General features: G+C 30.8%; 15 protein-coding genes. 9 read left to right on the plus strand and 6 right to left on the minus strand.

The window, feature by feature from the left end; genetic code table 11:
* Window positions 1-127: 127 nt before the first annotated feature.
* Both KPL55_RS23435 and KPL55_RS23440 read right to left on the minus strand, forming a co-directional pair.
* A complete protein-coding gene (locus tag KPL55_RS23435; protein ID WP_216309180.1) occupies window positions 128-1,153 on the minus strand; it encodes an SPFH domain-containing protein in 1,026 nt (341 codons plus the stop codon).
* Window positions 1,154-1,183: 30 nt separating this feature from the next.
* Window positions 1,184-1,612 carry an NfeD family protein gene (locus KPL55_RS23440; protein WP_216309181.1) on the minus strand — a complete coding sequence of 143 codons (429 nt, stop codon included), beginning with the start codon at window positions 1,610-1,612 and terminating at the stop codon, window positions 1,184-1,186.
* 333 nt (window positions 1,613-1,945) lie between these two features.
* Between KPL55_RS23440 and KPL55_RS23445 the strand changes: the two genes are divergently transcribed.
* Window positions 1,946-3,856 (plus strand): NAD(+) synthase, encoded by a 1,911-nt coding sequence (locus KPL55_RS23445; protein WP_216309182.1) that lies wholly within the window; start codon window positions 1,946-1,948, stop codon window positions 3,854-3,856.
* A gap of 120 nt (window positions 3,857-3,976) precedes the next feature.
* On the opposite strand, the gene KPL55_RS23450 is transcribed toward KPL55_RS23445, so the two are convergent.
* The gene (locus tag KPL55_RS23450; protein ID WP_216309183.1) at window positions 3,977-4,399 is read right to left on the minus strand and encodes a YaaR family protein; all 423 of its coding nucleotides are present in this window, start codon (window positions 4,397-4,399) and stop codon (window positions 3,977-3,979) included.
* 222 nt (window positions 4,400-4,621) lie between these two features.
* Between KPL55_RS23450 and KPL55_RS23455 the strand changes: the two genes are divergently transcribed.
* The 3 genes from KPL55_RS23455 (at window position 4,622) to KPL55_RS23465 (ending at window position 8,480) form a co-directional block, all read left to right on the plus strand.
* Window positions 4,622-5,140: a chromate transporter gene (locus KPL55_RS23455; RefSeq protein WP_246599783.1), complete on the plus strand. Its 519-nt coding sequence runs from the start codon at window positions 4,622-4,624 to the stop codon at window positions 5,138-5,140.
* The gene (locus tag KPL55_RS23460; RefSeq protein WP_216309184.1) at window positions 5,141-5,677 is read left to right on the plus strand and encodes a chromate transporter; all 537 of its coding nucleotides are present in this window, start codon (window positions 5,141-5,143) and stop codon (window positions 5,675-5,677) included. It begins immediately after the preceding gene.
* Window positions 5,678-5,816: 139 nt separating this feature from the next.
* The gene (locus KPL55_RS23465; RefSeq protein WP_246599784.1) at window positions 5,817-8,480 is read left to right on the plus strand and encodes a cation-translocating P-type ATPase; all 2,664 of its coding nucleotides are present in this window, start codon (window positions 5,817-5,819) and stop codon (window positions 8,478-8,480) included.
* Window positions 8,481-8,686: 206 nt separating this feature from the next.
* On the opposite strand, the gene KPL55_RS23470 is transcribed toward KPL55_RS23465, so the two are convergent.
* From KPL55_RS23470 to KPL55_RS23480, 3 genes are all read right to left on the minus strand, one after another.
* The gene (locus KPL55_RS23470; RefSeq protein WP_216309185.1) at window positions 8,687-9,535 is read right to left on the minus strand and encodes a CvfB family protein; all 849 of its coding nucleotides are present in this window, start codon (window positions 9,533-9,535) and stop codon (window positions 8,687-8,689) included.
* 20 nt (window positions 9,536-9,555) lie between these two features.
* The gene (msrC, locus tag KPL55_RS23475) at window positions 9,556-10,026 is read right to left on the minus strand and encodes a free L-methionine (R)-S-oxide reductase MsrC (RefSeq protein WP_216309194.1); all 471 of its coding nucleotides are present in this window, start codon (window positions 10,024-10,026) and stop codon (window positions 9,556-9,558) included.
* A gap of 189 nt (window positions 10,027-10,215) precedes the next feature.
* Window positions 10,216-10,722 carry a gamma carbonic anhydrase family protein gene (locus KPL55_RS23480; protein ID WP_216309186.1) on the minus strand — a complete coding sequence of 169 codons (507 nt, stop codon included), beginning with the start codon at window positions 10,720-10,722 and terminating at the stop codon, window positions 10,216-10,218.
* 346 nt (window positions 10,723-11,068) lie between these two features.
* On the opposite strand from KPL55_RS23480, the gene KPL55_RS23485 reads away from it, so the two are divergent.
* The 5 genes from KPL55_RS23485 to KPL55_RS23505 all read left to right on the plus strand — a co-directional run bounded on the left by KPL55_RS23485 (window position 11,069) and on the right by KPL55_RS23505 (window position 19,664).
* Complete coding sequence (locus KPL55_RS23485) at window positions 11,069-14,101, plus strand: vitamin B12-dependent ribonucleotide reductase (RefSeq protein ID WP_216309187.1); 3,033 nt, start codon at window positions 11,069-11,071, stop codon at window positions 14,099-14,101.
* Window positions 14,102-14,496: 395 nt separating this feature from the next.
* A complete protein-coding gene (locus KPL55_RS23490) occupies window positions 14,497-15,351 on the plus strand; it encodes a TnsA endonuclease N-terminal domain-containing protein (protein ID WP_216309188.1) in 855 nt (284 codons plus the stop codon).
* A gap of 11 nt (window positions 15,352-15,362) precedes the next feature.
* Window positions 15,363-17,531 (plus strand): TnsB C-terminal domain-containing protein, encoded by a 2,169-nt coding sequence (locus KPL55_RS23495; RefSeq protein WP_216309189.1) that lies wholly within the window; start codon window positions 15,363-15,365, stop codon window positions 17,529-17,531.
* Between the two features lie 16 nt (window positions 17,532-17,547).
* Window positions 17,548-19,227: an ATP-binding protein gene (locus KPL55_RS23500; protein ID WP_216309190.1), complete on the plus strand. Its 1,680-nt coding sequence runs from the start codon at window positions 17,548-17,550 to the stop codon at window positions 19,225-19,227.
* 2 nt (window positions 19,228-19,229) lie between these two features.
* Window positions 19,230-19,664, plus strand: coding sequence for a TniQ family protein (locus KPL55_RS23505; protein ID WP_216309191.1), 435 nt, complete (start codon window positions 19,230-19,232; stop codon window positions 19,662-19,664).
* Window positions 19,665-19,846 lie beyond the last annotated feature (182 nt).

The following is a 19,846-nucleotide window of genomic DNA, read 5'->3' on the forward strand; positions in this document are numbered from 1 at the left end:
ATAATATTTTACTCATTTGCCACCATCCTATCTATATATAAATTATACAAAAAAAGCACCTATAATCCAAACACTTTTTTTTTAGTGTCCTTCCTATAGGTACCAGTTTATTTCTCAGGTTTTCTTTTTATTTTAATCTATTTTCAATTAGTTCATTTTTTACTGGTATATTTTTTACTGGTTTCTTTTCAAATGATATACTTTCAGTATTTTTATTCATTTTTAACATTTCAGCTATCGCTGCTATACTACCAAAACTAGACAATGCCTCATTTGGAAGTATAAGTTTATTAGCTGGACCTTTTGCCATTTCTTTAAGGGCTTCTATTTGTTTTAAAGCTATTACTGTTTCATTTGTACCTGACTCAATAATTGCAGTATTTATCTTTCTTATTGCTTCTGATTCTGCAATTGCTATAGTCTCTATAGCACGAGCTTTACCTTCTGCTTCAAGTAGTTGAGATTCTTTAAGACCTTCAGCGCGTCTAATATTTGCTTGTTTTTCAGCTTCCGCATTTAATATTTGAGCTTGCTTATGTCCTTCTGCTTTTTCAATTAAACTTTGTTTTTCTCCTTCTGCTGTAAGTATAAACGCTCTCTTATCTCTTTCTGCTCTCATTTGTTTTTCCATAGCTTGTTGAATTTCACCTGGTGGAATAATATTTTTAATTTCTACTGATAGTATTTTTATTCCATAAGCATCTGTAATTTCATCAATTATTTCAAGAAGCCTAGAATTTATTCTATCTCTTCCTGATAATACTTCATCTAAAGTAAGATCTCCCACAATATTTCTCATGTTAGTAATAGTTGAATACACAATACCTGATTTATAATCCTCAATATTGTAAACTGCATCCCTTGAGTTAGTAACCTTATAAAATATAACATTATCAATTGATATATTAACATTATCTTTAGTTATAACATTCTGTGGTTGTATGTCTAGTATTTGCTGCTTAGTAGAGATTCTCCTTCTAACAAAATCTGCAAATACAATTGTTAAATGCCAACCTGGCTCTAATATCCTATGAAACTGACCAAACCTTTCTACTAGAACCACATATCCAGTATTAACAATTTTAATAGATGTTAAAATCATAATTATGATTACTAACAATAAAAACAAACCTATACCTGCCCCTATTCCCATTACAAATTCCTCCTCGAATTTTAATTCACCTTAAACTTTAGCTATTAATAATTTATTTCCTTCGATACCAGTAACTTGAACGGAGTCACCTTTTTTTAAAGGTTCTCCTACATTTTTTACAGTCCAATAAATTCCTTGAAATTTAATATTCGCTTTTTCATCGATATCCTTTGTTATAACAAACTCTTTTCCTATATACCCTTCTTCCATAGTCAGGGTCTTTGTTACAGTTTTCTTTATAGTTCTCTTAACAATAGGATAACCCACAGACATAACCACTGCACTAACTGCTACAAAAGAGATTGTTTGAACAACTACTGATGCATTTAAACCAACAGCAATTATTGCTGCGACTGCACCTATAGCAAACCATATAAACATAAAACTACTAGTTGTAATATCAATAACTAGTGCCCCTAGTGCTACGAGCACCCAAAATATCATTGGCGTCCAAATCATATTGTACCCCCTTTTTTTTAATAAATTAATTTACTTTAGTCTTCTCCCTCGTCCATTGCTAATTCATAATCTAATTATATCTCTTTTTCCAACTTAATAATACAGTTTTATTGTATTATTAACCCAACTTCATAAATATAATTACAAATATCTACTTTTCACATTGTAATAATTATGTATATATTTAAATTAATGTTTATATTTTGGTAAAATAATCATTAACCGTCCCTACTAATCCCATTAAAATAATGATATAATTTTAGTTAATATCCGTTATATAAAGTCATTTTTGCATATACTATATTTAAAACCAAAGAAAGGTCGTGAATTCGTTTGAAAAATTCTTTTATAAAAGTTTCTGCTGCTTGCCCAATAGTAAATGTAGCAGATATAGAATTTAACTTAATTAACATACAAAGCTGCATAGAAAAGGCAATCGATGAAAACTCAAAATTCATAGTTTTCCCAGAACTTTGCATAACAGCATATACATGTGCAGATTTATTCCTTCAACATCAACTTCTTGAAAAGTCAGAGAGTGCAATTAAATCACTATGTGAATATTCTAAAAATAAAGATATACTAATTGCTGTAGGCGCTCCCCTACATTTTAATAATTGTTTATATAACTGTGCTTATATAATATTTAACGGCAATCTTTTAGGAATAGTCCCAAAAAGCTATATCCCAAATTACTCCGAGTTTTATGAAAAAAGATGGTTCGCTGAAGGTCTTGGAATCGTAAATAAAACCGTGAATTTTTCTTTTGCAAAGGGCATCCCTTTTGGAACAAATTTATTATTCACCTGTGGAAATATTAAATTTGGTATTGAGATTTGCGAGGATCTTTGGGTAACAATCCCTCCAAGTAGCTATTTAGCTCTTCAAGGTGCAAACATTATTGCTAATTTATCAGCATCAAATGAATTAGTAAGCAAAGCTGATTACAGAAAGTCCTTAGTTTCATCTCAGAGCGCAAGATGTATGTGTTCCTATTTATATGCATCCTCTGGTGTTTTTGAATCCTCTACAGATTTACTTTTCAGTGGCCATCTTTTAATTAGCGAAAATGGTTTATTGCTTAAAGAAAATAATAGATTTCAAAGAGAAAATGAGATTATAACTTCTATAGTAGATATGGATAAGTTAAATAACGAAAGATTAAAAAATACAAGTTTTAGAAATAGTAATTCAATATGCCCATTTGATGTTTTAGAAATTCCTTTTGAATTTTCGAACCTGGATTTTGGAATTTTTGATAGGTATATTGATAAACACCCTTTTGTTCCTTCCAATTTACATAAGAGAGAAATACGTTGCAAGGAAATATTTAATATTCAATCTTCAGCTTTAGCAAAAAGATTTTCTTTTACTGGTCTTAATAAAGCTATTATTGGAATATCTGGTGGACTTGATTCAACTTTAGCACTACTAGTTATTGTTAAAACTTTTGATTTGTTAAAAATACCTCTTAAAAACATAATTACTGTAACTATGCCTGGTTTTGGAACCACCGATAGGACCTACAAGAATGCAGTGAACCTATGCAAAAATTTAGGTACCGAGCTTCGCGAAATCAATATAGTTGACGCATGCCTTCAACATTTTAAAGACATAAATCATCCAGTTGAGAAACATGATGTAACCTATGAGAATGTTCAAGCAAGAGAGAGAACTCAAATTCTTATGGACCTTGCTAATAAGGAAGGTGGATTACTAATAGGTACAGGAGATTTATCAGAACTGGCCTTAGGTTGGTGTACATATAATGGAGACCACATGTCCATGTATTCTGTAAACTGCTCAATTCCTAAGACTCTGGTAAGATATTTAGTTAAATATGTATCAGATAAAGAAGCCTCAAAGGAAGTAACAGACATTCTTTTAGATGTGCTTGACACTCCTGTTAGTCCGGAACTTCTTCCTAAAGATAAGAGTGGTAAAATCACTCAAAAGACTGAAGATATAGTAGGCCCATATGAACTACATGACTTTTTCCTTTATTATTTTATGAGGCAGGGTGCTGCTCCTAAAAAAATATTATTTTTAGCTAAAGAAGCTTTCAAAGATAATTACTCTCATGAAGAAATTATGAAATGGTTTGACAAATTTATAAAAAGGTTCTTTACTCAACAATTTAAACGTTCAGCTTTGCCTGATGGCCCGAAAGTAGGAACTATTAGTGTATCCCCAAGAGGCGACCTTAGAATGCCTTCAGATGCAAGTTACAATTCTTTCCTTTAATGTTTTTTAACACTCAAACCAAAGATATATATTACGCGTATTGCAATACGACTAATGCATTGAATATAGGAGTTCTTAGCGAATATGAAGCATTACTAGTAATATATATCTTTTGTTCCTTTACTTATAAATGTCAACAATTAATCCTGAAATTTCATCAACAGTATTTGCGATGTCTAGGTTTTCTTTTTCTCCATCTAATAACGCTTGCGTAAGTTCCTCTAACTTAGCATCAACAGTATCAACAGTTATAAAGTATTGTGTTTGCCAAAAACTAATATCCTTTTTAACCTCGTACATATGTTTTAAAACTGAATCCAAGTATTGTCTAATTAAATTTTTATAAGCCTTAACATCAGCAAAACATTTTGTAATACTTAACCTATTTCCCTTCTTTTTTATATCATCCATCATTTCTTTTAGCTGTTGCTCTGATTTTTGCTGCCTAGCAAAGCTAAAGTTTTGAGAAAAGTCCATTTTATTAGATGAAGTTTTCTTATCTGATGAAACAGGAGAATTTCTTCTAGTTCTTGATATTTCCATTGTTTTCTCGCCTCCTAATTTGGAATATATTTATTATAACTAACTAATATATCATTTGTACCCTTATATATATTATATCGAATTTCAAGCAAAAAAATATACCCGTATGAAAATAAATTCTTGCCCCGTATGAAAATAAATTCTTGCCACAATGAAAAATAAATTCTAACCACATATAAAAATAATTTCTTAGAGGTGATCAAAATCAAAAGAATACTAAATATGTTTTTGACTTTTTTTAAAATAGGATCTTTTACCTTTGGCGGAGGTTATGCTATGATTCCACTAATTGAAACTGAAGTAGTAACCAAAAAAAAATGGATTTCCAAAGAAGATTTTCTAGATATAGTTGTTATTTCTCAAACATTTCCTGGAGCCTTAGTTGTTAATAGCAGTATATTTATTGGTTATAGAATTGGCGGCCTGCCTGGAGCAATCATCGGACTTCTTGGTGTAATTTTACCTTCGTTTTTTATAATTTTATGTATTGCAGTTTTTTTTATAAAGTTTCGGGATTATTATTATGTAGATTTAATTTTTAAAGGTATATCCGCTGCAGTACCAATGCTCATACTCATAGCCGTTGTAAGTTTATCCAAATCCTTAAAAAGAAATTACATTAATATAATTATAATTTTAATAACTATTGCAAGTATATCAATTTTTAACGTACACCCTGTTATAGTTATACTTTTATCCGGTTTATATGGGATTATATTCCTTGGAAAGAAGGTGAAGTAAATGTCTACTTTAATCAAAATCTATTTGTCATTCTTAAAAATAGGTGCCTTTAGTTTTGGTGGAGGTTATGCAATGCTTCCAGTTATTCAAAGAGAAATCGTAGTAAACCATAAGTGGATTACATCCAAACAATTTATTGACATTATTGGTATATCACAGATGACTCCAGGACCAATAGCTATAAATTCTGCTACTTTTGTTGGCTTTAAAGTTTCTGGTATATTAGGTAGTATAGCTGCAACTCTAGGTGTGGTATCATTTTCTTTTTTATTAGTCTCGATAGCAAATCACTATATACTAAAATTTAAGGAATCTTATATAATGAAAGCTGCACTCGCAGGTATGAGGCCTGCTATGATTGGTCTTATAATCTCTGTATTCTTATCACTTGGGCGTGAATCCTATAAAGACTTTAAGAGCATTATCATTGGAGTTATAATTTTGGGACTGTTACTTAGTAATAAACTTCACCCTATTATAGTCATAGTGATTTCTGGAATATTAGGAATTATATTTTATTCCTTAATACCTATATAAATATTTTTATGTATTTCCTTTAATTTCTACATATACTTATATAAGCAAGCTTTATATTATGATATACTAATTTTATTATTTTTAATATTTTTAATAAATTACACTTTAATAACAAATACTAAATGGCGAGGTGATATTCATGTTTTTCAACAAAAGTATAGAGGAAGTTTTAAAAGAATTGGATGTAAGTCCGGAAATCGGGCTATCTCAAAAGGAAATAGAACTAAGAAAGGAAAAATTCGGACTAAATCAATTAGAATCTAAAAAGCCAAAAACTCTACTAGCTATGTTTTTTGCCCAATTAAATGACATTTTAATTTATATTTTAATTATAGCTGCCGTAATTTCTGCTCTTCTTGGTGAAACAAGTGACGCAATAATAATTGCTATTGTTATTATTATTAATGCTAGTGTAGGAATTATTCAAGAGTCTAAAGCAGAAAAAGCTCTTGATGCACTTAAAAAATTATCTACGCCTAAGGCTGTAGTTAAGCGTGATGGGCAAGTAACAGAGATCCCATCTAAAGAAGTTGTACCTGGAGATATTGTTATTATAGACGCGGGCAGATATGTACCTTGCGATTTAAGATTAATTGAAACTGCAAACTTAAAAATTGAAGAATCTACGCTTACAGGAGAATCTGTCCCAGTAGATAAAGATGCTATGCTTGCTTTAACTGGCGATGATATCCCACTAGGCGATCAAAAAAATATGCTTTTCATGTCTACTCTTGCAACCTACGGTAGAGGTGTTGGAATAGCAGTCTCTACTGGAATGAATACCCAAATAGGTAAGATTGCTAAAATGCTTGATGAAAATGTAGATTCTGAGACTCCTCTCCAAAAGAAACTCGCACAGCTTGGAAAATACCTAGGAATAGGAGCCCTTGTTATATGCGCTCTTATGTTTACCGTCGGTGTTCTTCAAAAAAGAGATCTTTTTGAAATGCTACTTACATCTATCAGCCTAGCTGTTGCAGCTATTCCTGAAGGCCTTGCTGCAATAGTAACTATAGTTCTTGCAATGGGAGTTCAAAAAATGATAAAAGAGAAAGCCATTGTACGTAAATTACCTGCTGTTGAAACTTTAGGTTCAGTTAATATTATATGTTCAGATAAAACTGGAACATTAACCCAAAATAAAATGACTGTTACAAAATTCTATACTGGTAACACCCTTCAAGATATAGGCACTCTAGATATTAATAATAATGAACATAAGCTATTACTTGAAAATCTTATTTTATGTAATGACGCTACTTACTCTGAAAACTCAAAAACCGGAGACCCTACCGAAATTGCATTACTCGTAGCTGGAGTTAATTACAAAATATTTAAAGACGACTTAGAAAAAGAGCATAAAAGAATAGATGAGATTCCTTTTGAATCTGATCGAAAATTGATGACTACTGTAAACAAGTACGATAACCAGTATTATGTGATGACAAAAGGCGCCATTGATAATCTATTAAAACTATGTACTAAGGTGTATATTAAAGGCAATATAGTTGAAATTACCCCCAGCATTAAAAAAGAAATATTAGCTGAATCAAACAACATGTCCGATGATGCCTTAAGAGTGCTAGGAGCTGCTTACAAAATTATTCCTACAAATCATGTAGAAATTGATTCCTTAGAAAGTGATTTAGTGCTTATTGGTATGGTGGGTATGATAGATCCTCCTAGACTAGAGGTTAAGGATTCTATTTCTCTATGTAAAAATTCTGGAATAAAAACTGTAATGATCACTGGTGACCATCAAAATACTGCTTTTGCTATAGCTAAAGAACTTAATATTACTACAGATCCACTAGCTGTTATGTCTGGTAATGAACTTGATAAACTAACAGACGAGGAACTTAACGGTAAAATTGATAATATAAGCGTATTTGCAAGAGTGTCGCCAGAACACAAAGTTAAAATCATAAAAGCTCTTAAATCCAAGGGGAATATTGTCTCAATGACTGGAGACGGAGTAAATGATGCACCATCTCTTAAGATGGCAAATATCGGTGTGGCCATGGGTATAACAGGTACTGATGTAGCTAAAGGTGCTGCTGATATGGTATTAATAGATGATAACTTTTCAACTATTGTTTCAGCTATACGCGAGGGTAGAAATATCTTTACAAACATCAAAAAAACTGTAGTATTCCTTATATCTTGTAATCTTGGAGAAATTGTAGCGCTATTTCTAGCAATACTTTTAGGTTGGGCATCGCCTCTTAGACCTATCCATATATTATGGATTAATTTAATTACAGATACACTTCCAGCCTTAGCCTTAGGCGTAGACCCTGGTGACCCTGATGTAATGAAATATAAACCACGTAACCCAAACGATAGTTTATTTAAGGGTTCAAGTATAAGTTTACTTTTAAACGGAATGTTAATTGGATTACTAACCTTAGCAGCTTTTGTAATAGGTGCAAAATACTATAACGGAGATACTAGTATTTTCCCACTATTCCCTAAAGATATTAAAGCTGATGCTTTAGAGCATGCACAAACTATGGCTTTTGTAGTACTTAGCGTTTCTCAACTTGTTCACTCTTTAAATATGAGAAATGATAAAAAATCCATATTCCAAATAGGTTTATTTTCAAATAAATATTTGATTGCAGCTATAGTTTTTGGTATAGTATTACAAGATTCAATAATAAGTATTCCATTCTTAGCAAACGCTTTTAGTGTTCATGATTTAACTTTAGCGGATTGGGGCATCGTTACTGGATTATCATTAATGCCACTACTTATTAATGAAATTGTAAAAATATTCAAACGTAATTCACTGAAAATATAAAGCATGTTAAAAAAGTCTATTTATATAGGCTTTTTTTTGCGCATTAAATAAAAAATACGAACTACATGTTTCTCTCAAAAATAATGTAGAAGCTGAAAATAATGTAACCCCTATATACAATTAAATGATTAATAATTATAAGGATACCAATAGAAATAAAAAAAGCCCACTCCTGTATTCAATACACAAGTAAACTTTTCAGTTAATTATTCTACTTCTTTTAATTTGGTACCTTCTTCATTTTGAACAATTAGATTCGATTTCATAAGCCCACCTAACGCTCTTTTAAATGCGTTTTTACTAGTTTTAAATGTTTTCTTTATATCATCTGGAGAACTTTTATCATTAAATGTCATAAATCCATTTGACTTATTTAGATATTCTAATATTTGCTCTTCAACTTCATCTCTTTCTTCAAGCCTTGGTTTTCTTGCTGTTACATCCATTTTACCATCTTCATAATATTTTTGTACTCTTACTTTTAATCTATCTCCTGGTGTTACACTAGTATAATTCTCATTTCTTAGAATAACAGCTCTATAAATATCATCAACAGCTATCATTAATGTACCATTAGTCTGGATTCCGTATACTGTTCCCTCCACTTCATCATCAATTTCATATGAATCGGTATCATATAAATATTGATCAATAAAAGTAGTAGCTGCAAGTCTTCCAGTCTTGTCTAAATATATGTAGAAAAGATATTTTCTACCTGTTTCCAATTTGTAATTTTCTTCTTTAAAAGGAACTAATATATCTCTTTCTAAACCTATTTCCACAAAACTTCCTATTGCAGTCATGTCAACTACTTTTAAATAAGCTAAGTCACCAACCTTTGCAAGAGGTTTCTTTAACGTTGCAATTAATCTGTCACTGGAGTCTCTGTATATGAATGCCTCAACTTCCTCATCAATTTTAAGACCTCTACCTAATGTGCTTTTCATTGGCAGTAATATGTCATCACTAGTGTTATCTGTCCCAGCGCCTAAGTAATACCCAAAGTCCGCTCTTCTAACTACTGTTAAATTATTTAAATCTCCTATTTTTATCATTTATTATCTCCTACCTTTTTTTAAACTTTTGACCAATCTATATATTTATTAAGTTTATCAACGAATTTTACTAAATACTCTTCTTCAAGTTCTGTAAACCTACCTATATATGGGCTATCTATATCCAAAACCCCATAAATCACATCGTCTTTTATTATAGGTATAACAATTTCTGAATTTGTTGCAGAGTCACAAGCAATGTGTCCTATAAAATCATGAACATTTTCTATACGTTTAAGTTTCTTCTCTGTTACCGCCGCTCCGCATACACCTTTACCTAATTCTACTCGGTTACAAGCTGGAAGGCCCTGAAACATTCCGAGAACTAATGTATTCTCACGTATAATGTAAAACCCTGCCCAATTAATTCTATCCATAACCGCTTTAACTATCGCCGCTGCGTTTGATAAATTTGCTAGATCATTTTTTTCTGAGCTAAGTTGTCCTTCTAAAAGAATTAGCATATATTTATATTTCTGCTCATTTGTCATCTTTTCTATTCCATTTAATTTTATAATATTTCTCACTCCTTAAAAACACAATGTCACAACTGTTTATTCTCTAACCTCTATTGTATTAAAAAACTAGTGAAAATAAAAGCTATTTATTTTTATTTTAAAAAACAAAGTAACCTTTTAGCAAATAAAGCTTTACAAAAGGTTACTATATTTAACTTTAATCTATTTTGCTATATATTTCAATGAAAGCTCCGCATAATGCTCTGCTGATTCTTTTAAGCTTTGTTTTTCTTCTTGAGTAAGCTGACGAATAACCTTTGCTGGGCTTCCCATACAAAGAACTCCTGAAGGTATTTTTTTGCCTTGTGTTACTAAGCTACCGGCTCCAATTATAGTATACTCTCCTATTTTAGCCCCATTTAAGATAGTGCTGCCCATCCCGATTAAAGTATTATTTGCTATTGTGCAACCGTGCACAATAGAATTATGTCCAATTGTTACATAATCTCCAATAGTCGTTGGGAAATCATCATCATTATGAACCGTGCAATTATCTTGAACATTTGTAAAAGACCCTATAGACATGCTGTTCATATCACCTCTTAAGACAGCTCCAAACCAAATGCTACTGTGCTCCCCAATAGACACATTCCCTATGACGTCTGAACTGCTAGCAATAAAAGTGTTTTTATGTATATTTGGTATTTGTCCATCGAATTGATGTATCATAGTTTAATCCCCGCCTCTTCCAAAATAATATATATAGGTTTATTATACCTCTATATTGTATAAATAAGTTTCTTATTTGTCGAATTATTTATTTGATTTTTTTCCAGTTTTAATATATAATCTAAATTGATTTGATTACCATATGTAGTCATGATTTTTTCTATATTTACTACATATAGTGTTATGTGACTTTAATACACACTATTACGCGAAATTATAGAGAGAGCGTTTAGTCTTTGTATTCCCAAGCATTAATTAGGTTTTTTTACATATTTTAGATATTAATTTCAAGATTAGATAACTCATAGGAGGTGAATATACTAGCTTGTATAGGCTAGTATTAATTATGGCGGAAATAAAAAACTTAATTAAAAGATATTACACAAAGGAATTAGAAAAAGATACCACCATTACTGTTTTTGATTTGTTTACATGGAAAAAAGTGGATGTATTTATGAAAGACCATAAATCCAATAAGGTACTTTTAGATATGAAAGATTTAGAATTCCCAGAACATTACTCACAGAATTCTTGCGATATAATAGCTTCAAAATACTTTAGAAAATCTGGTGTTAATAATAAGTTAGGTTATGAAAATAGTATGAGAATGGTAGCTCATCGACTTGTTAATTTTTGGTGTGAAGCCTTAGTTAACGAAACTGTTATTAAAACACAAGAAGAAAAAGCAATTATTTATGATGAATTAATATATGCATTTTTAAATCAAATATTTGCTCCTAACTCTCCTCAATGGTTTAACACTGGCCTTAATTTATCCTACGGTATAAAAGGTGGATCATTAGATAATTTTTATTATGATGAGAAAGAAAAAAAGATTGTTAAAAGTGAAGATGCTTATACAAGAACTCAAGCTTCAGCATGTTTTATTCTCTCAATCGAAGATAAACTTTTAGGTGAGCATTCAATTTCTGAGCAGTATGTAACAGAAACCAAATTATTTAAAGGCGGTTCTGGAACAGGAACTAACTTCTCAAACCTTAGAGCTCGCGGTGAAAAACTATCTAGTGGTGGTGTTTCTTCAGGTCTAATGAGTTTTTTAAGGGGCCTTGATAGGAATGCTGGTGCAATTAAGTCTGGTGGAACTACAAGACGTGCAGCTAAGATGTTATGCCTTGATATCAATCATCCTGAAATAATGGAGTTCATGACTTGGAAAGCTAAAGAGGAAGATAAAGTACGTGCTCTAACTAAAATGGGTTACGATGGTAGTTTTGAAGGAGAGGCTTATGAGACTGTATCTGGTCAAAATGGAAACAACTCCATAAGATTCTCAGACGAATTCATGATGAAAGTTGATAATTTATCAAAAAATCCTAATCAAACTATTACTCTAAAAGGAAGATGTGATTCTTCAATTGATGAGGAAATAAAGGTTAAAGAACTTTGGGATACCTTTAATAAAGCTGCTTGGCAATGTGCTGACCCTGCTCCTCAGTTTGATGACACCTTTAATGCCTGGCACACTTGCCCCGGTGGAGAAGACGGGAAAGTTAATGCTAAATATAATAGAATTAATTCAACTAATCCTTGTGGAGAATATGCTTTTTTAGATGACACAGCTTGTAATTTAGCTTCTATCAATGTTTATAAATTTTATGATACTAAGACTAAAGAGTTTGATGTAGAAGGATATGTACATTTAATAGGACTTACTGAATTAGTTCTTGAAGCATCAATACATTGGGGCCAGTTTCCAACTGAGGATATAGCAAGAAAAAGTTATTTATTTAGAACTACAGGACTTGGGCTTGCAAATTTAGCTTCTTTATTTATGGTAATGGGCTATGCATATGACTCAGAGGATTCTAGAAATATAGCTGCAACTCTTAGTGGAATAATGACAGCACAATCTTATTATGTATCTTCACTACTTGCAAATGAACTAGCTCCTTTTGAGAAATATGAAATAAATAAAAAGCACATGCAACTAGTTATAAGAAATCATGCTAGAGCAGCTGGAGCTCTAAATACTAAATATGAGAATTTAAATTATGAGCCTATAAAAGTTAACCACAATAATTTAATTAAGAATTCATTGAAAAATATAAGTGAGACCCTAAAAGATTGTTGGTCAAAAGTATTAGTCAGTGGTGAAAAATACGGATTTAGAAATGCTCAAGTTACAGTTTTAGCACCTACTGGTACTATTTCTTTTGCAATGGATTGTGGTGCAACATCTGTAGAACCATACTTTAGTCATTTCATTTATAAGAAATTATCTGGTGGTGGATTCATGACCATCGTAAATCCTGTTATTAAAGCTTCACTAGATAATTTAGGATACAGCCAGCGTGAAACAACCGACATTCTTGATTATATTCTAAGAAAAGAAAAAGTTAATGAAGATGGTTTTGAATATGAGAAAATTATTGATGGTAAAATTGAAGGTGCACCACATTTAAAAGCTGAGCACTTGCATATATTTGATACTGCAAACAAGTGTGGTAGCGGACAAAGATATATCTCATTTATGGGTCATGTTCTTATGATGGCTGCAATAACTCCAATGATATCAGGTTCTATATCAAAAACTGTTAATTTACCTAAAAATGCTACTATAGAAGACTTTAAAGAAGTAATAATTAGTTCTTGGAAATTAGGAGTAAAAGGTATCTCTCTATATAGAGATGGCTCAAAAGCGAGTCAACCTTTAAACACTACATTGTCTGAAAATAAAGAAGTATTACTTGAGGATTTATCATATGAAGCCCTTTTAAAGAAAGCAAAATCATTACAAAATGTCTCGCATAATTCAACAAGAGAGAAACCAATTGGAATACGTTATGGAACTACTCATCCTGCTCAAATTGATGATGTAAAAGTCTATACTACTGTAAATAGACGTTCAAGCGGAGAAATTTCTGAAATATATATAACTACTGATAGAGAAGGTACTATTATTACCGGACTACTTAATTCCCTATCAAAAGCAATTTCAGTAATGCTTCAGCATCATGTACCTGCAGAAGATATATCTAAGATGCTTCGCGGACAAAAATTTGAGCCTTATGGTTTTGTACAAAAACATCCTTATATTAAATCTGTTTCATCTATATCTGATTTAATTAGTAAGATTATTGACATAGAACTAGGAGACTATTCAAGGTGTCAAATTAAGCCTGAAAATTACAGTGGCAATAATATACCTAACAATCCCCTAATACCTTCTGACAACGAAATTTCGACTAGTTTAGCAGAGGATGAGAATGTTATCTCCCAAGCAAACATGAGTACGAGTAATATTCAAGGTGAAAGATTATACTCTGAAACTTGCTCTCATTGCTCAAGTACTAGGCTTGTTAGAAATGGCACTTGTAAAGTTTGTTTAGAGTGCGGAACAACTACAGGATGTAGCTAGACCACATTGTATTTTTAATTAGTAAAGCATAAATACAACTTTGACCTTTACTAGAACAACTTTGAGGTGTCCTGTGACAACCTTAACCTTTACCGATACAACTTTGACATTCACTACAAAATGAATATTTATTCATAAATATTCAAATAAATAAATAAATAAAAAAAATCACTATTTATAATATAAATAGTGATTTTTTTTACATATTGGCATATAATTTCGGACATAATAATTATAAGAACATTTGTTCTTTATTCAATTGAACAACTAATAGATGAAATATTTTTCTAGATGTTAATTGCTGAACTTCACCCCTTAGAAAAAAAATCCAAAAGGTTTTTATTTTTAACAAATCGATATGTATAAATTGTTTTAAACTATCAGGAGGAATATGAATGGGTAGATATAATTCAAATAAGCTTACAACTAAATTTGTTCAAGACTATATAAAAGATAAACTTTGGGAAAAAGATAATATTGAGTATACACCTTTCTTAAATGTAAGAAGTGTTCCAACTAAAGGTAAAGCCAACCGCATCATGGGTTGGAAAACAGGCAGAGAACATCATTTTCTATCAAAATTGGAGTATGCTGCATTTTATCATTTTGATTGGAGTAATGATGTATTAGATATTAAAGAACAATATCCCCTTTTTCCTATAGGCGTTTTACAAAACATAGCAATAGAATCGGGGATAGATTATCCTAATTTTAATGGTGAACCTATTATTATGACTACTGATTTTCTAGTTACTACAAAATATAATGGTAATATACCTCATCATGCTAGAACAGTAATTCCTTCTATTAATCTTTCTAATAAAAGAATTATTGAAAAATTTGAAATAGAACGGCGTTACTTTAATTCAAAGAATATAGATTGGGGCATTATAACTGAAAAAGAATTATCAAATATATTTACAAATAATATGGATATACTTCATTCAAATAAATTAAGCAATAATCAAACCATCTTAGAAAAGCAATATAACTTTGCCATGTATAAGCAATTGACTGAAGGCATAGAAAATACTCCTTCTAAAAGTATGCCAATAGCCTACCTTCTTACAAAGTTATCAAAGGACTTGAATATAAATTTTTCAGATATAAATGAAATATTTTTAAAAGCTATAACTGATAAAATAATAGTTTTGGATATATATAATAAATCTTTAAATATCACCGCATTAACTATAAATGATATAAAAGTAAATAACGAAATACTTTTAAAAGCAGTCAATACACTCTAAGGAGGCATTCTATGAAAAAACTACAGGTCAATATGGTGTTTAGAAATACAAAAGATACTGTTGATTATAGAATTGTTCATATATCTTTTGATTACTCTGACATAGTTTGCATAGAACTCACTAATAAAAAGGCACTTCCATACCTTGATAATACTGCAAATGTAGAATCTCAAGTTACTAATAATGAATTAGAATTTCTTGAAAATGATCCATATTTAAAAATATTCGATGAATGTGCTATTCAAGACAGATATTTAAAAGCACGAGATGTAGCTTTTGAATATATTAAAGAATTATGTTCCACTGATAATCTTTCAAGGCTCTATAACGTAAATTTCCGCTCTAATTTAATAACTGAGATAAGTAAAAATTTCCATGCAAGTAAAGTAACCATATATAAAAATTTAAGACTGTACCTCCAAGGCGGTATGACTAAAAACTCTCTATTATCCCACATGAAAATTAATAGAGTTATAAACTACTCTATTAAAACTGGCAGAAAAAGAGATGTCACTAAAGGTGAAGGTATCATAATTGATGATAATGTTTTATTGCATATAAAAGATATATACGAATTGTATTATCTAAAGATTGATGGCTCAACTATAAAACAAGCTTATCATGAATTCTTATATAAATATTATTCTTATCTTACAATTGAAAATGGCAATGAAATCAGAAAAATACTTGATGATGATAAGATACCAACCCTTAGACAATTTAAATATCATATGGATAAGATTAGAAATTTAAAACGTGAAATATTAAGCAAAATTGGTGAAATAAAATATCAACAAACTGAAAGACCAACTCTTTCTAGAGAGGATATTAATGTTTTTGGACCAGGACATTTATATGAAATTGACTCAACGGTAAGTGATATATATCTTTCAAGCAACATATCTAGAAATATAGTTGTAGGTAGAGCATCTTTATATATAATAATTGATGTCTATAGTAGGCTTATAACTGGATTTTACGCAGGACTTGAGGAAAGCAGTTGGACCGCCGCTATGATGGCGTATATGAACATGAATGAGAATAAGGTAGATTTCTGTAAAACATATGATATAGATATTACAGAAGAACAATGGCCTTCATATGGCATACCCTCTAGGATAAACGCTGACAGAGGTGAAACTATAAGTAAAGCATCTGATGAACTTGTACGTCATCTTCATATAAACATTGAAAATAACCCTCCCTATTGCCCTGACATGAAAGGTATTGTTGAAAGATGGTTTAAGACTATTAATGATTACTTGCAAAAATATGTTCCAGGTGGAGTTAGGAAGAATCATCAGCAAAGAGGTGGTGAAGATTATAGGAAAAATGCTGTACTTAATATAAGAGAATTTAATCAAATGCTAATAAGGTTTATACTTGGTTATAACAATACTGTTTTACAATCATTTTCTATGAGTAAAGATATGATTGATAATCAAATAATTCCTACGCCCTCAAATATATGGAACTATGGTGCTACAATGAAACTTCTTTTCACTAGCAGTATACCTAAAGAAAAAATGATGCTTACATTGATGCCTAAAGCTACCGCATCTATCCAAAGAGGTGGCATTTGTTTCAAAAGGCTATATTATTCATGTGAAACTGGAATACGTGAAAATTGGTTTTTAAGGGTTTCAAATGCACCTAAGAATGTAGATATAGCCTATGACCCAAGAAATTTAAATAAAATATACATCTATGACAAAAGGACAATGCAATTTGAAACCTGTAATATGCTCCCGAAAAGCCTTAAAGATTATAAAGATATATCCCTTGATGAATTAATAAAAATAAGGAGTACCGAGTCTAAATTAAAAAAATTAAATAACACTGAAAATATTTCATTGCAAATAAATTCACATCACCAGATGAAAGATATAATTGACAATGCGGTTAAACAATCAAAAGTGATAGCACCCTTATCAAAAGATAAGATAAAAAATATCCCTATAAATAAAAAAATTGAAAAGACTATTATGCGTAAAGAAGAATATTTCGATCTTGATCCTCTAACACAAAATAATGATACTATTGTTGTGAGCTTAGATAAATATAAAAACAAACCAAATGACAATGATGAAATAACCTATGAAGAACACGTACAAAAGCATAACGATGAAATGAATGATTTATTACAAAAAATTATATTGGGAGACAATGAAGATAAGTAAGGGAGGTTGATTAATTATGACTGAATACAAACGTAGGATGAGTGCAATATATGCTACTCCATCTTTACCTGATTATGATGGAAATCCTTTTATAGAGGCTCTCCCTCCGCTTCTTGAACCTACCGAACTATATAGAAAATTATATTCTCCTATTAAGTATAGTGATGCAGAAAGAAACCTGTCAAAAAGTCAAAGAATACAAATTCTAAGTAGGCTAAAACATTTTTTTATTCCTAATAATAAGCATGTTGAATTGTATAATAAAATCTATATGGCACTTACAGATGGTTATAAAGATAAAAACCCATTCAACCCTGAGAATGTAAGAAGAAAATGTAATATAAGAAGAAAATACTTTAATCGTGATATTAATATCAGTAATTTTTACATTGATGAAGATATGGTTGAAGATATATATACCACTTCTAGTGGCTTATGTATCTTTGGTATTAGTGGCGGTGGAAAAACTGTCTCAACTAATAAAATATTAAATCTCTTTCCTCAGTTTGTACAGCATACTGAATATAAGGGTCATTCACTAATAGAGAACCAAATAGTTTACATTAAATTAGAATGTCCTACAGATGGAACCATAAAATCTCTATGTAATGCCCTTTTCAATAAACTTGATGAAATTATAGATAATGCTCAATATTTTAAAAATTGGGGTGGAGAAAGACGTGGAACTATGGTTCAAAATATGCCTAATGCAGCTATAAATGAAAATATTGGTCTTACTGTAATAGATGAAATACAGCATCTTGCAAGAACCCAATCGAAAACTAAAGAACTTTTAGATTTTCTGGTTGAGATAATAAATACAATCCAAGTTCCTATTCTTGTAATTGGTACAAATAAAGCATATCAGGTTCTTCAAGATAACATTAGAGGGCCAAGAAGAATAGGTGGTAATGGATTCATGCTTTGGGATAGAATAACTGATAAGACTGAATGGCAAACGTTTATGACAGCCCTGTGGCAATATCAATGGACTCAAGAAAAAGTACCCCTATCTGATAAATTAATCAACTTGTTTTATGAACACTCCCAGGGTATTGTAGACTTTGCAATTAAACTTTTTACATTCACTCAAGCAAATGCAATTTATAACGGACATGAAAAGATAGATGAACAAACAATCAATGAAACCGCAAAGAAGGATCTTGCTCTTACTAAAAAAATGAGAGATGCAATTAAAAGTGGTGATATTAACTTAATGGCTCAATATGAAGATATTTTGATACCTAATGAATCAGAGAGATTAATGGATCTATCTAGGCTAGCTGCGAAAGAGGAAGTTATAAAACAAACCTTTGCTTTAGATAGGCTGGTAATAAATCAACGAAATGAGGATTTATATTTAGAATTACTTAGTAAAATGCAAAGAATGGCTTCCGGAGAACTTAATCTATTAAAAGACACCTTACGGGAAGTATTAAAAACTGTTGATATGACTAAATCTTATTTAGAGATTGAGCAGGATGCACAAACATTATTTATGGAGAAGTTTAGAGATAAATTATTAAAGGAAACACCTCAACTACAAAAGCAATCAAAAATCAAAAACATCGATTCTTATAAAAAAGATGACTTGCGTACTACCTTCAATAATAGTAAAAAAGATGCATATATGGTGCTTCATAATATGGGATATATTAAATCTCCTATAGAGTTCAGAGATTATGAGGTGATGTAACTATGCTTTCCTATTTCCCTCAAATAAGAGATGAAGAGTCAACCTATAGCATTTTTTCTAGAATGCAATTTGCTATGCAACCGCCTAATTTTGAAGTTATGGGAAAAATGCTTTTTAATAGAAAATTTGAAGTTGGAAGATTAAATTTTCAAGGATCTTTTGATTATTTATGCAATAATTTGCCTTCCGATTTCACTTCAGAAATGTTCTTTTATAATAATACTATCTATCCTCTTTTTGTACCCTTTCTATCAACGAAAAAGCAAGAAAAAGCTTTAGAGTATTTCAAAGGTGATTATCCTGATAAACTCAATAAATGCCTTAGAATAAGCGATATTACAAAGACCAAAACTTATATTAGAGTATGCAAAGAATGTATTAAAGAAGATTTTGATATCTATGGGGAACCTTATTGTAGACGGCAACATGGAGATTGAATTAAATAGAATGTGTTATAAACACAAAGTCCCTTTATATGAGTTTACTATCTTCCCGTATAAGATACCAAGTGTGAATGTCAACGAATTTCTTTACCACTTGCTACTGAATTTGTTTACCAGTAGTGACAATGAAAAAGTTTACCACTTTACTATTTTTGCTACTGAAAAAGTTTACCACT

The sequence above is a fragment of the Clostridium lacusfryxellense genome, from assembly GCF_018861735.1.
GTDB classification, from domain to species: domain Bacteria; phylum Bacillota; class Clostridia; order Clostridiales; family Clostridiaceae; genus Clostridium_AD; species Clostridium_AD lacusfryxellense.

Excerpts from the sequence above, each read along its gene's own strand:
- KPL55_RS23500 (WP_216309190.1), top strand. The coding sequence starts at position 17,548 with ATGACTGAATACAAACGTAGGATGAGTGCAATATATGCTACTCCATCT.
- KPL55_RS23455 (WP_246599783.1), top strand. The coding sequence starts at position 4,622 with ATGTTTTTGACTTTTTTTAAAATAGGATCTTTTACCTTTGGCGGAGGT.
- KPL55_RS23435 (WP_216309180.1), bottom strand. The coding sequence starts at position 1,153 with ATGGGAATAGGGGCAGGTATAGGTTTGTTTTTATTGTTAGTAATCATA.
- KPL55_RS23460 (WP_216309184.1), top strand. The coding sequence starts at position 5,141 with ATGTCTACTTTAATCAAAATCTATTTGTCATTCTTAAAAATAGGTGCC.
- KPL55_RS23470 (WP_216309185.1), bottom strand. The coding sequence starts at position 9,535 with ATGATAAAAATAGGAGATTTAAATAATTTAACAGTAGTTAGAAGAGCG.
- KPL55_RS23450 (WP_216309183.1), bottom strand. The coding sequence starts at position 4,399 with ATGGAAATATCAAGAACTAGAAGAAATTCTCCTGTTTCATCAGATAAG.
- KPL55_RS23505 (WP_216309191.1), top strand. The coding sequence starts at position 19,230 with ATGCTTTCCTATTTCCCTCAAATAAGAGATGAAGAGTCAACCTATAGC.
- KPL55_RS23495 (WP_216309189.1), top strand. The coding sequence starts at position 15,363 with ATGAAAAAACTACAGGTCAATATGGTGTTTAGAAATACAAAAGATACT.
- KPL55_RS23485 (WP_216309187.1), top strand. The coding sequence starts at position 11,069 with ATGGCGGAAATAAAAAACTTAATTAAAAGATATTACACAAAGGAATTA.
- KPL55_RS23440 (WP_216309181.1), bottom strand. The coding sequence starts at position 1,612 with ATGATTTGGACGCCAATGATATTTTGGGTGCTCGTAGCACTAGGGGCA.
- KPL55_RS23465 (WP_246599784.1), top strand. The coding sequence starts at position 5,817 with ATGTTTTTCAACAAAAGTATAGAGGAAGTTTTAAAAGAATTGGATGTA.
- msrC (WP_216309194.1), bottom strand. The coding sequence starts at position 10,026 with ATGACAAATGAGCAGAAATATAAATATATGCTAATTCTTTTAGAAGGA.
- KPL55_RS23490 (WP_216309188.1), top strand. The coding sequence starts at position 14,497 with ATGGGTAGATATAATTCAAATAAGCTTACAACTAAATTTGTTCAAGAC.
- KPL55_RS23480 (WP_216309186.1), bottom strand. The coding sequence starts at position 10,722 with ATGATACATCAATTCGATGGACAAATACCAAATATACATAAAAACACT.